Here is a 12,194-nt window from a genome sequence, read left to right as displayed (position 1 = left end):
GTAGTAGTAATTTTTAGGGAACAAAAATGAACACCAAAGAATGGGGTATGGGTGCTATTATGGTACTTATATCAACGTTGACTTATGGTCAACAAACCGAATCGTCTTCAGTCAATCAATTGGATGAGGTAGTCGTATCAGACACAAAATTTGCACAAAGCAAAGAAAAATCAGGACGTGTCATTGTGAAGATTTCACAGGAAGAATTAAAAAAACGCAGCGGTCAAAACTTAGCACAAGTTATAAACAGCGTTGTCGGTGTTGAAATTAATGGAAGTCAGAGTGCCAATGGTAAAAATTTAGGGTATTACATTCGTGGGGGGCGCAACCAACAAGTATTAATTTTAATTGATGGAAACCCAGTGACTGATCCGTCAGGGATTAGTTTTGAGTTTGACCTACGTTTGATTGCGGTAGACCAAATTGAGAGCATTGAAATAATGAAAGGTGCTGCAAGTACGCTATACGGTACAGGAGCCGCGGCTGCCGTGATTAATATTACCACTAAATCGGCTGGAAAGCGTGTGCTTCAAGGAAATGGATACATTAATATCGGTTCAAACAATTCGCAACAACAAAGCACGATCAACGGACAAGAATTCAATCAAGGTTTTTCGGCAAGCGGAACCTCAGGGGCCTTCAATTACTCGGCTGCGATAAACAGTACAGAAAGTGGAAATCTATCCCAACTCGCTCCACCTACTGGTCAGACCTATGAAGAAGATCGATTTTCGCGCTTAAATATTTCTGGTAAATGGGGTTGGAAAGTGAATTCAAAATTGCGTTTTGACCTCTTTGGAAGTCAGGATAAAATTCAGAACGCTTATGATCAAACTTTTGACAACACAGGAACTGGCGATACACCCCTTAATACGACTACTTCAAAACAAGAACGTTTTGGATTTGCTCCCACGTTTACCTATACGAAAGGCGTTTTAAAAATTAATGCTGCATACACCAAAATAAGTCGGATGTATGATGAATTCAACAGTTGGACGAGTCAAGTTGATCAGTCCAATTATGAGGGGCGCTCTGCGGTAATTGATGCTTTTAATAAGTATAATGTGAATAATAATTTTTTTGTAATTGCGGGTGTGAATTATCAGTTTCATGATATGAATGCACAAACGCCTTTTGGCTCAATTAGCGAAGCAGAAACAAAGTTTACTATGATTGATCCCTATCTAACAGCGGTTTGGAATTCGAATTTTGGATTAAATATCAATGCAGGTACCCGATTGAATCACCATAGTGCTTATGGAAATCAATGGGTATACAATATAAATCCATCCTATCAATTCAAAAAAATGCCCTTAAAAATTATCTCATCGATTAGCACTGCCTATGTAACACCTAGTTTATACCAATTGTATTCGCAATATGGAAATAACACGCTTCAACCCGAATCAAATGTAACGGGTGAAGTTGGATTTGAAGTCCAATTATTTAAGAAAAAAATGGTTTTTACAGCGGTAGGTTTTTATCGGGAGCAAACGGATAGTTTTGGGTTTTTTACTAATCCAATTACCTTTCAATCCAACTACATTAATATTGATGGGTTGAATAAAGTTAAAGGGGTAGAAACCAATTTGGATTATCAATATAACAAATACGTAAACCTAACAGCGAATTATACGTTTACACAAGTAGATTTTGCATTAAATCGTTTAATTCCGAAACACAAGGCCACTATTGGAGTTGAAATTACCCCATCTTCACGTTGGCTTTGTACGTTAAATTACCAGTATACTGATGGCCGTCGTGATTTGTTTTTTGATGGAATTACTTTTGCAACCGTACCTGTTCAATTAGAATCGTACCAACTTTTGAACAGTGTAGTCCAATATGAGGTAATTAAAAATCAATTGACCTTTTTTACTTCGGCAACGAATCTTTTAAATGAAGATTTTACGGAAAGTGTAGGGTATACAACCCGAGGAAGGAATTTTCGTATCGGAATTAATCTTACGTTATAAAATTTTATTTTCAGTTATAGAACAATTGCTCCAATTCGGGTAACCGGGTGGAGCATTTTTTTTGAAAAAAAATAACGTTCCTTTGTAACAATAAAGTTTACCATTCGTCTTTCTTAAATAAACCGGTTTTTACCATGCAACAAAATGATTTTGTTCAGCTAATCAACCCTTTTAAAGGTAAGGTTTTTCGTTTAGCGAAACGGTTGTTGGTGAGTACAGAAGAGGCAGAAGATGCAACGCAAGAAGTGCTGGTAAAATTATGGACAAGAAATAAATCCTTATCCGATTTAAATAGTGTTGAGGCAATGGCGATGACCATGACACGCAATTATTGTTTGGACCAATTGAAATCAAAACGGGCAGGTAATTTGAGTATTGTTCACGAAAACTACCGCGATGGGCAATCTGGATTACAGCAAAAAGTAGAAGATTGCGATCAATTGCTGTGGGTAGAAAAAATAATCAATGCATTACCCGAGCAACAACGTTTAATTATCCAAATGCGCGAAATAGAGGGCTATGAATTTGAGAAGATTGCTACTGTATTAGGAATGCAAGAAACAGCGGTTCGAGTAGCATTATCAAGGGCCCGAAAAGTTATACGAACACAAATGATGCAAATTGAAAATTATGGAATGGAATGATAGCGTGATAAAACAATTACTGGAAAAGTATTTTGATGGAACAACTACGCTTGAAGAGGAAAACGTATTGAGATCCTACTTCACATCTCCTAATGTAGCACCCCATTTGGAATCGTATCGCAGTTTATTTGTGTATTTCAAGCAAGAACAAAACGTACAATTTGACCAGGATATTCATTGGACAAGCATACGATCCAAGCGGTATTATTGGTTAATTGCGGCAAGTGTTGCAATCTTGATTGGAGTGGGAACTCTTTTTACTCCAATGACTGAACAATCAACTGCGGAGCTGGCCCAAACGGATTTGGGGACCTATACAACACCAGAAGAGGCCTATGTAGCAACTCAAAATGCTATAGCTTTGATGGCGGGGCATCTCAACACAGGAATCGAAAGTATGGAATACTTAAACGAATATGAGCAATCGAAGAATTTAATATTTAAAAAATAATCAGTAGAAAATGAATCCTATTATGAAAACAAACGTAAACGCTAGTGTAATGCTTATTCAGAAGCGATTTGCATTATGGATTGTATTGTTTGCCGTAAATTGTATGTCTGCACAGTCCATTTTTGAGAAGTTTGACAACCAAGATGATATCCGTGCGGTGATTGTCAACAAAAAGATGTTTGCCTTAATGGGCAAAATGGAAGTAAAAGATAAAGACGGTCAACAGTTTTTAAATTTGATTAAAAAGTTGGACAATTTACGCGTGTTTGTCACCTCAAACGATAAACGGGCCAACGAAATGAAAGCAGAGGCCATGAAGTATATCAAAACCGCAAGTTTGGATGAATTGATGCGCATTGCAGAAAAAGGAAAATCGGTTCGCATTTATGTTCGCTCTGGGGCTAATGAATCACAAGTAAAAGAACTGTTAATGTTTATTGAGGGCGCCGGTAAAGAAGAATCGGTTTTAATGTCCTTAACCGGAAGTTTTGAATTGGATGAGTTGACCACATTAACAGAGAAAATGAATATTCCGGGTGGTGACGTATTACGAAAAGCAAGTAAAAAATAGTTACAATGAACACCACTTTACGATTAACCTACAGCGTTCTCGCTTTGTTGAGTTTGGCGCTATATGGATGCCATTCAGAACCTTCAATGCAAAAATATTTTGTGGCACACCAGCAAAAGCCAGGCTTTAGCGTGTTTGACATTCCTTCGAGTGTAATTAATACGGAGAAAGCGCAATTAACTGCGGAACAGAAACGTGTATTGGGAACCTTTAAAAAACTGAATGTTTTGTTTTATAAAGCCGACCCTAAAAACCCGAAGGTAATGGATGATGAACAACAACAGGTGCGACAAATTTTGAAAGACACTTTGCAATACCAGCCGTTGATTAAATTTGGATCTGGAAAAGAGGGGGGATCCATTAGTTTTGTTGGTACCGAAGATCATGTGGATGAGTTGATTTTATTCGGCAGTAAAAAAGCGGGGGGATTGGCCGTTATTCGAGTTTTAGGCGATAATATGAATCCTGCAGACGCAATGACGTTATTATCGGTGTTGCAAAATTCAGAAGTTAATTTACAACAACTCGAACCGTTGAAAGATATCTTGAAGCCCTAAGAGAGTAGTTAGTTATTTAAAAAATCCCGGTACTGAAAGGTATCGGGATTTTTAGTTTATGATTTGAAATATTTCAACGGTACAACGAGCATTCCAAAACATTCGCCATGTTCTTTTCCAATATGTTTATGGTGCATTTTATGGGCTCGACGCACTGCTTTTGCATACCGATTGTTTGCTTTACGAAAAAGCTTAAAGCGTTGATGGATAAAAATATCATGGACCAAAAAATAGGTAAGACCATAGGTGAAAATTCCGAGTCCAATAGCCAATCCAACTGCTAGAATTTGATTTTGCCATAAAAGAAAAAACACAATACTAACTACGGCATAAAAAATAAAAAAAGCATCATTTCGCTCAAACCAAGAATCGTGATCCTTTTTATGATGATCGGCATGTAACGACCATAAGAAACCATGCATGATATATTTATGCGTAAACCAAGCCATGAATTCCATCATGAAAAAGGTGAGGAAGAAAACTAAAAAATGAACCCACATAATTATAAAATATTTAATCTATACGATACATAACAACGCGCTAATAATCCAATTTTTTGATAATCGGGAACACGAATTCGTGTTGTGCGAATTTCCATTGAAGGTGTGCGTTTTAATTTGGTCAATAATTTTTTGTAGTAAATATACGCGGTATAAACCCCAAATTTAGCTTCTAAAGGCAATTTAACAATTCCGAGATAAGCTGCTTCAAAATCGGCTTCAATATCTTGAATGATCTCTGCTTTTGCTTGCTCATCCAGTTGATTTAAATCGGTATTTGGGAAATAAGTTCGACTTAAACCTTCAAAATCAGCCTTTAGATCCCTTAAAAAGTTTACCTTTTGAAATGCCGATCCCAAACGCATTGCCGCTTCTTTCAATTCATCGTATTTTTTTTCGTCGCCATTAACAAAGACCATCAAGCACATTAAACCCACTACGTCGGCAGAACCATAGATATATTCTTGGTATTCAGAATAGGTTTTATAATTGCTCTTGTATAAATCCATTTTCATACTTTTCATGAAAGCCGCTATCAAATGGTTGGGTATATTGTATTGGTGTACAGTTTTTTGAAACGAATTCAAGATAGGGTTAAGACTGATACGGTCATTTAAAGCATGTTCTAAATCCTTTTCAAAACGCTCAAATAAAGTAACTTTATCATAATCATGAAAGGTGTCAACAATTTCATCCGCAAAGCGAACAAAACCATAAATATTGTAAATATCTTGACGAATAGAAGGCGCCAGCATTTTGACAGCCGTAGAAAAAGAAGTGCTGTAAGCCTTTGTCGTAGTGCGACTGCATTCGTAAGAAACAAGATCAAATAGCGATTTCATGAGATGAACGTTTAGTTGTATTTTTCAATTAATTCGGATACTAATTTTCCAGATATTAGCGAAGGAGGAACACCGGGTCCGGGAACCGTTAACTGTCCCGTAAAATAAAGATGTTTCACCTTTTTACTTTTCAATTTGGGGCGTAAAAATGCGGTTTGTAAAAGGGTGTTTGCCATTCCATAAGCATTCCCTTTATAGGAATTATAGTCGTTAATGAAATCATTTACACAAAATGATTCTTTAAATAGGATATGTTCGCGAACGGACTGTTCCGTTAGTTGTTCCAATCGGGTGATGATTTTATCAAAGTAAAGTTCCCGTAAGGCTTCTGTATCTTCTAAATCGGGCGCTAAAGGAATGAGAAAAATAGCAGCTTCTTGACCGACAGGTGCCACATTATCATCTGTTTTGGATGGAAAACTAGCATAAAATAAAGGTTCTTTAGGCCATTCAGGATGATCATAAATAGCTGCGGCATGCGCATCAAAATTCACATCGAAAAAAAGACTGTGGTGTTCGACACGGTCCAATTTTTTATTTAAACCGACATAAAAAAGTAAGGAAGAAGGCGCAAAAGTACGCTTATTCCAATACGATTCTGAATACGCTCGATACTGAGGTTCTAGCAATTGTTCAGAATGGTGGTAATCGGCACCCGAAAGCACAATATCTACTTCTTTTAAGCTTCCATTCACCCAAACTCCTGTTGCTGTTTTTTGAATTACTTCAATTTTAGTAACGGGTGCATTCGTGTGAATCGTAACACCTAGTTCACGGGCTAATTGTTCCATCCCTAAAATCACCGAGTACATTCCGTTTTTTGGATGCCAAGTTCCTAATCCAAAGTCGGCAAAATTCATAAAACTATAAAAGGAGGGCGTATCGGAGGGTTTTGCACCTAAAAAAAGTACGGGGAATTCAAGGATAGCGATCAGCTTTGGATTTTTAAATATTTTTCGAATATCGCGAGAAATATTGCTAAAAAACTGTCCAACTCGAGTTGCTGTTTGCAAAGTAATCAGTTCTAGAGGGGATTCACCGGGGCGGTATACCAAATCTTTAATTGCAATATCATAGTTGTCCTGAGCTATTTTCATGAATTCTTTTAAACGACGCCCAGCCCCTTTTTCATGCGATTCAAAAGTAGCCGCAATTGTATCGAGATGATCACCTATAGTTATAAAATCACGAATCCCAAAATAAACTTGATACGCGGGATTAAGTTTGATTAGCTCATAATAATCGGAGGGTTTTTTGCCAAAATCAGCAAAAAAACGTTCAAAAACATCGGGCATCCAATACCATGTTGGACCGATATCAAAAGTGAATCCATCCCGTTTCAGTTGACGCGCACGACCACCAATCGTATTATTTTTTTCGTAGATAGTTACGGTATTGCCTGCTTTTGCCAAATAGCACGCAGCGGCTAATGACGAAAACCCAGATCCTAATATTGCTATTTCTTTTCTCATATTGTTTAACAAATATACTAAAAAGTTAAACAATATTAAATCTTTAAGAAAATTTTACAATTGTCCGAGTAGATCAGTTATTGATTGGAAGATCTTGGTAGTATAGTTAACGTTTTGTTTTGAAATATTTTCTGTCATACGACCGATGAGCCATAATTCATTTTGCTCGTTGCCGGTAGCTTTTTCAAGTTCTTTAACGTAATCGTTGACTTCTTCAATATTAGGCTCTACAGTAATGTAACCAACAAAAGTAATGCAAGAAAAATAGTTCTTTACATCGGTAAGATTGTCAACGGGGACGCTTTCACCTAAATAAACAGTGTGATATCCTCGGTAATTTAATTCATAATTGAGGTACATTAACCCCAATTCATGTATTTCGTTTAAAGGTAAGAATAAAACAAATATCCTGTCCTCATGTAAGGCAGGTTTTTTAATTACTTCTTCTGTATTGATTAGTAATTTTAACTTGATGAGGTAACTAATAAAATGTTCATGTGCAGGGGTAATGGTATCTGACTGCCACAACTCACCTAATTCTTCCATGAGTGGAATAAAAACTTCGAAAAATACTTCATTGAAGCTTTTTTCTGACAATAATTCATCGTAGGTTTCAAAAAACAACTTTTGATCAAAATTCATCATCGCCAATTTGAAAGCACTAATGGCATGATGTTTTGCACTTTTTTGAGAAATTATACCGCGAACTTTCTCTTTGATTTCTTCATCACTTAAGGTGGAAATTTTAGAGATTTTATAGCCATAATCATGCAATAAAGTGATGTTAAGCAGTTTTTGTAGTGCATTCGTATCATAATACCGAATATTCGTATCGGTTCGCATGGGTTCAAAAACATTGTATCGTTTTTCCCAAATACGTATGGTGTGGGCCTTGATACCGGATAAGTTTTCGAGGTCTTTGATACTGAAAGTGCTTTTGATGCTATTCATCGAATTATTGTTTTGTTTAACAAATGTATGTAAAATATTAAACAAAAAGAAAAAAAACAATGTTTTTTAATAAATTAACTCAATTGATAAATCCTAACTATGCCATTGCTTAAATTGAAATAGATTTATTTCCAAAAGTTTCAATTAAATCAATACTTAATTTAATTGTTCTTTAATTAGTGATGCCGCTTCTAAAGCCGCCTCTTTTGGTTGATAGGATGTATCACTTATTCCCGAGATTACTCGGGTAATATCATGATCGACTTTCCCATGATTTTTCCAAGTAGAAGCATTAGCAGTTGTTATATATACTGAAAAATTTCGATGCATTGTCCCGGGACGTTCACCAATAATATGAATAATACAGTGTTTTTGTGAAGCTTCATACCCAAAAAGTTCTTCCCCAATTTGATAACCCACCCGTACTCGCCCATTTTTAATTACAATTGGATTTTCAGCAATTGTTAAATTAAGAGCATTTATATTTTGATAAAGCGCTGGAAGAAAAGTTTCTAAATGACCTTCATCCATAATCGATCGCGAATTTAAACCTTCAGAAATGACAATTTGAACATCGGGTTTCTGACTTTTAATTTTCTGACTAAGGTTTTGAATAACCGATAAGCCTTCGGGTGCTAGTCGTTCACCACGGGTGGGGTGATACACATAGTCGATTCTGTCTACAGCCATTGTAGCAACTATAACAGCATTTTTTATGGAGCGTAGATAGGATGCTTCCCATTCGGTCCATAAGCAGTATTTTGCATCCTTATAAAGTGCGTGAATTTCTGCATTCAATGACGGTTCAGGCAACCAAATCTGCTCTCCAAAGCCTTCTGCAATTGGGACACCGCGTTTACGAATACGATCGATAGCTGCTTTACCTTCCATCAGTATAGCTGCATCACTTCGCTTATCACCTTTTGCTTGACGGTATTTTAAATAAACGGCATTTGGTTGTCCAAAAAGTGTTGTAGGTTTATTGTCTTCTCCAATAATTCCAATTCGTTTGAAAAACGCCCACATAGCATCATTTACTTTGTAACCAAATTGTTCACGGATGCGAACATGATCGGAGAATGAAGTGGTGAGGTAACTTAGCATTGGATCGTTTTTGGTAGGTAATGCCATTAAATATGCAGGATTTGCAGGCATTATTTGATCGATACACCAATCGAGATCGTCAAGTGTTACATCCATGTGTAGTGTGGTGCAAATGTCAAGTCCAATTGTTAGCCCGTGAAGTTTTCCCATTACAAGATCCTCCAAGCAACACCGAACCAGTTGTTCTTTTGTACGAAACACTTCAGGTCCGATAAATCCTGCTACATCATTAACAAACACCCATGGCTCTATTTTAGAAGTGTTTTTGGAATACATACGTTGCTTAAGTGCCCTAACAAAACCATATTTTCTAGACTCATGAACCACCATATCAAAACCTTCACTATGCCCATTCGTAGCATCTGCTCCTTGACCTGTTTCGACATAGAGACCGTATTGATGGTCACTTCGCGCATCAACATGGGATTTCATTTTTTCAATAGTAACATCAAAAGTTTGATTGGCGGCAACGGTACCTGCTAAACTTTGAAACCAAACACCTGTAGTTCCGGGTTGTTTATGTTCTACCCGCGATTGAATATCGATATGTGATAATACACAGTTGGGGAGAGTGTTTTCCAATTCGAAGGTAACTAAGATATCATGAAGTGCTGCTTCAATTTTTGCCACCATTTCTAAATCACCAGATACCGGGTTAGTGCCAAGTACAAGATCGCCAACACCATACGACCATGCATTAAATATCTGCCAAATAATATCTTCGATGTTATCGGTTGGTGAATTCGGTTGTATCCGTGCACTTAAATACCCTTTACCCCCAATTTTACTATTTGGTAATTGATTAAATACCTTATTACTTATTTGCGTTAGTTCCTGGTTGGACATCAGTTTTACAACCATAGCAATGGTATCACTTGTAAGTGAAGGCATTATGGCTTTGATTGATTGTTCATCCGACTTTAATAAAAATGCTTTGAGTTCCCCAAACGTCATATTCGTAACCGACACATCAAATTGGGTGGTGCTCTGAATTAACTCGAAAAGTTCGTCATTAAAAACCGGTTTTTTGTTAAAAGCCGCAAGTTTTGTATTAGCTATAAGTTCTCGAGCTATGGTTCTGTCTGTTTGATTTGAAGCGGCAATTCCAAGAATAGCATCACCTTCTTTGAATTCGTTAGCTGAACCTATTAATTGCTTGTAAAAATTTGAGTCAAAGCTGCCTTTAATTCGATCAATATATTCAAATATGTCTTCGTTTTTTAATGAGTCCTTTAGATTTAATACTGTAGGAGTAGATTGAATTTTTGAAGCACGAACATTTGATTTTAAAAGGAGTAATGAAGAACTTAATAAAGCTAATTGTGTAAAAAATTCACGACGATGAATCGTATTGCTCGGGGTTTTATCGATTTGGACCGACGGTTTTATGTAATTACTATTTTTTTTCATTATCGTATAGAACTACGGTTACGGTTTTTATAAATCCTGATTAAAATGGTTGCTTTAAAAATGCAACTACTTTTTAGTAACCCCAGCTATTATTCGCAATGGTGCTCCACTTCCTTTACCAATTTTCATGGGTAGCGCTACTAGGTAAATGTTTTTCGAGGGTAGCTTATCGAGATTAGCAAGATTTTCAAAACCAGGTTTATTACTTCCAAGTAATATCTGATGGGTTTTAAAGTCTTTGGATTGCCCATAATCTAGACTCGGAGTATCCAAACCAAAAGCTTTGATTGATCGTTCTTTAATTAACCAAGTCGTAGTTTTTGGATCAATTCCTGGAAAATGCAATTCGGGTATGGCTTCAATGCCCGTTTTTGAAGTTCCAAAATAATTTTTTCTATCGGGATAATAGGAACCATATCCAGTTCTAAATAAAATAATAGTATTTTTTTCAATCTCCCCATTTATCTTTTCCCATGCAGTAATGTCATCAATAGTTATTTGATAATCTCGGTTGGCTAGTGCATTTTTTGATACATCTATAACTACAGCGTTACCTGTCAAATTTTTTAAAGGCAATTGGTCTACGGTGTATTTATCTTTTGCAAAATGAATGGGGGCATCCAAATGTGTTCCACCATGTTCTGGTGCGCAAATAGAGTAGGAAGAATAGTAATAGCCAAGCGGAGTAAGTCCATCGGCATCTGTATGATGAATGAATTTTGTGAGATTGTTAGGCCAGTACAATGTCGTACTATCAAAACTGTAGGTTAAATCAATCCACTCAAGTTCATTTAAATTAAATTCTTTATCTGATTCTTTGTGACAGGAAATTAGAAAAAGGCTCGAAAGTAATAGAAAGTATTTCATTTGGTTTATTTATTTGGTTTGCATTTACAAATTTAAATGGATTACTCTAATTTTAAAGTTTACAATTTAAATTTACCAAATATACTTGATTTTATTTGTGAGCCACACAAGACAAAAAATCAATACCCTAATAACAACCTTATTTTAAATTTGTTTCACCGAAGGGATGCTGCTTTGCAGCTTTGGTAAAGTGTTTCTTTCACGATGGGATTCTGCTTCGCAGTTCCCACAAAGCTCCGCTTTTTTGAAGGGATGCTGCTTCGCAGTTCCCACAAAGCTCCGCTTTTTTGAAGGGATTCTGCTTTGCAGTTCCCACAAAGCTATGCTTTCCAAAGGGATGCTGCTTTGCAGTTCCCATAATGCTCCGCTTTGAAAATCCTAATAATAAAAAAATACGCTCAAGCGAGCTTGGCGTATTTTTTTTCTATTAGAATTTATTCGTGACCACGATGGGATTCGAACCCATACGCTTTGCAGCACCACCCCCTCAAGATGGCGAGTCTACCAATTTCTCCACGTGGCCTAAATAAAAAAAGTCATTCGCAAGCGAACAACTTTAAGTGTGACCCGACTGGGGCTCGAACCCAGGACCCCAACATTAAAAGTGTTGTGCTCTACCAACTGAGCTATCGAGTCAGTGCATTTGATTTTGTTTTGACTAAAGGTCATTGTGACCCGACTGGGGCTCGAACCCAGGACCCCAACATTAAAAGTGTTGTGCTCTACCAACTGAGCTATCGAGTCAATAACATTTCTTGAATGCGGGTGCAAATATAAGACGTTAAAATTTATTTTTCAAGGCAATTTTATTATAAATTTACCTTTTTTAAAAAATCAACCTCAATGCCT

At 36.6% G+C, this 12,194-nt stretch carries 11 protein-coding genes and 3 tRNA genes; 5 read left to right on the top strand and 9 right to left on the bottom strand.

What is annotated here, in order from left to right:
• Positions 1-26 precede the first annotated feature (26 nt).
• The 5 genes from Q0039_RS02595 to Q0039_RS02575 all read left to right on the top strand — a co-directional run bounded on the left by Q0039_RS02595 (position 27) and on the right by Q0039_RS02575 (position 4,199).
• Positions 27-1,976: a TonB-dependent receptor plug domain-containing protein gene (locus Q0039_RS02595; protein WP_297508602.1), complete on the top strand. Its 1,950-nt coding sequence runs from the start codon at positions 27-29 to the stop codon at positions 1,974-1,976.
• 134 nt (positions 1,977-2,110) lie between these two features.
• Positions 2,111-2,620 carry a sigma-70 family RNA polymerase sigma factor gene (locus Q0039_RS02590; RefSeq protein ID WP_297508598.1) on the top strand — a complete coding sequence of 170 codons (510 nt, stop codon included), beginning with the start codon at positions 2,111-2,113 and terminating at the stop codon, positions 2,618-2,620.
• Positions 2,607-3,071: a hypothetical protein gene (locus Q0039_RS02585; protein WP_297508595.1), complete on the top strand. Its 465-nt coding sequence runs from the start codon at positions 2,607-2,609 to the stop codon at positions 3,069-3,071. Before Q0039_RS02590 ends, Q0039_RS02585 begins: the two co-directional genes overlap by 14 nt.
• Before the next feature lie 22 nt (positions 3,072-3,093).
• The gene (locus tag Q0039_RS02580) at positions 3,094-3,642 is read left to right on the top strand and encodes a DUF4252 domain-containing protein (protein ID WP_297508592.1); all 549 of its coding nucleotides are present in this window, start codon (positions 3,094-3,096) and stop codon (positions 3,640-3,642) included.
• 5 nt (positions 3,643-3,647) lie between these two features.
• A complete protein-coding gene (locus tag Q0039_RS02575; RefSeq protein ID WP_297508590.1) occupies positions 3,648-4,199 on the top strand; it encodes a DUF4252 domain-containing protein in 552 nt (183 codons plus the stop codon).
• Positions 4,200-4,255: 56 nt separating this feature from the next.
• Here Q0039_RS02575 and Q0039_RS02570 read toward each other — a convergent pair whose 3' ends face one another.
• From Q0039_RS02570 to Q0039_RS02530, 9 genes are all read right to left on the bottom strand, one after another.
• Positions 4,256-4,699 (bottom strand): sterol desaturase family protein, encoded by a 444-nt coding sequence (locus Q0039_RS02570; RefSeq protein ID WP_297508587.1) that lies wholly within the window; start codon positions 4,697-4,699, stop codon positions 4,256-4,258.
• 2 nt (positions 4,700-4,701) lie between these two features.
• Positions 4,702-5,541, bottom strand: coding sequence for a phytoene/squalene synthase family protein (locus Q0039_RS02565; RefSeq protein WP_297508584.1), 840 nt, complete (start codon positions 5,539-5,541; stop codon positions 4,702-4,704).
• 11 nt (positions 5,542-5,552) lie between these two features.
• Complete coding sequence (crtI, locus tag Q0039_RS02560; protein WP_297508581.1) at positions 5,553-7,013, bottom strand: phytoene desaturase family protein; 1,461 nt, start codon at positions 7,011-7,013, stop codon at positions 5,553-5,555.
• 54 nt (positions 7,014-7,067) lie between these two features.
• Positions 7,068-7,964 (bottom strand): MerR family transcriptional regulator, encoded by an 897-nt coding sequence (locus Q0039_RS02555; protein ID WP_297508578.1) that lies wholly within the window; start codon positions 7,962-7,964, stop codon positions 7,068-7,070.
• A 156-nt stretch (positions 7,965-8,120) separates the two neighbouring features.
• Complete coding sequence (gene eutB / locus Q0039_RS02550; protein WP_297508575.1) at positions 8,121-10,478, bottom strand: ethanolamine ammonia-lyase subunit EutB; 2,358 nt, start codon at positions 10,476-10,478, stop codon at positions 8,121-8,123.
• A 66-nt stretch (positions 10,479-10,544) separates the two neighbouring features.
• Complete coding sequence (locus tag Q0039_RS02545; RefSeq protein ID WP_297508572.1) at positions 10,545-11,345, bottom strand: cyclase family protein; 801 nt, start codon at positions 11,343-11,345, stop codon at positions 10,545-10,547.
• A 441-nt stretch (positions 11,346-11,786) separates the two neighbouring features.
• Positions 11,787-11,868: transfer RNA gene (locus tag Q0039_RS02540), tRNA-Leu, on the bottom strand.
• Between the two features lie 40 nt (positions 11,869-11,908).
• Positions 11,909-11,981: transfer RNA gene (locus tag Q0039_RS02535), tRNA-Lys, on the bottom strand.
• A 35-nt stretch (positions 11,982-12,016) separates the two neighbouring features.
• A tRNA-Lys gene (locus Q0039_RS02530) sits at positions 12,017-12,089 on the bottom strand.
• Positions 12,090-12,194: the final 105 nt, after the last annotated feature.

The organism is Flavobacterium sp. (assembly GCF_027484945.1).
Taxonomy (GTDB): domain Bacteria; phylum Bacteroidota; class Bacteroidia; order Flavobacteriales; family Flavobacteriaceae; genus Flavobacterium.
This window is presented reverse-complemented; position numbering and strand designations above follow the sequence as displayed.

What these genes read in the sequence shown, in the direction of transcription:
- Q0039_RS02595 (WP_297508602.1), top strand. Translation starts at nt 27, where the DNA reads ATGAACACCAAAGAATGGGGTATGGGTGCTATTATGGTACTTATATCA.
- Q0039_RS02590 (WP_297508598.1), top strand. Translation starts at nt 2,111, where the DNA reads ATGCAACAAAATGATTTTGTTCAGCTAATCAACCCTTTTAAAGGTAAG.
- Q0039_RS02585 (WP_297508595.1), top strand. Translation starts at nt 2,607, where the DNA reads ATGGAATGGAATGATAGCGTGATAAAACAATTACTGGAAAAGTATTTT.
- Q0039_RS02580 (WP_297508592.1), top strand. Translation starts at nt 3,094, where the DNA reads ATGAAAACAAACGTAAACGCTAGTGTAATGCTTATTCAGAAGCGATTT.
- Q0039_RS02575 (WP_297508590.1), top strand. Translation starts at nt 3,648, where the DNA reads ATGAACACCACTTTACGATTAACCTACAGCGTTCTCGCTTTGTTGAGT.
- Q0039_RS02570 (WP_297508587.1), bottom strand. Translation starts at nt 4,699, where the DNA reads ATGTGGGTTCATTTTTTAGTTTTCTTCCTCACCTTTTTCATGATGGAA.
- Q0039_RS02565 (WP_297508584.1), bottom strand. Translation starts at nt 5,541, where the DNA reads ATGAAATCGCTATTTGATCTTGTTTCTTACGAATGCAGTCGCACTACG.
- crtI (WP_297508581.1), bottom strand. Translation starts at nt 7,013, where the DNA reads ATGAGAAAAGAAATAGCAATATTAGGATCTGGGTTTTCGTCATTAGCC.
- Q0039_RS02555 (WP_297508578.1), bottom strand. Translation starts at nt 7,964, where the DNA reads ATGAATAGCATCAAAAGCACTTTCAGTATCAAAGACCTCGAAAACTTA.
- eutB (WP_297508575.1), bottom strand. Translation starts at nt 10,478, where the DNA reads ATGAAAAAAAATAGTAATTACATAAAACCGTCGGTCCAAATCGATAAA.
- Q0039_RS02545 (WP_297508572.1), bottom strand. Translation starts at nt 11,345, where the DNA reads ATGAAATACTTTCTATTACTTTCGAGCCTTTTTCTAATTTCCTGTCAC.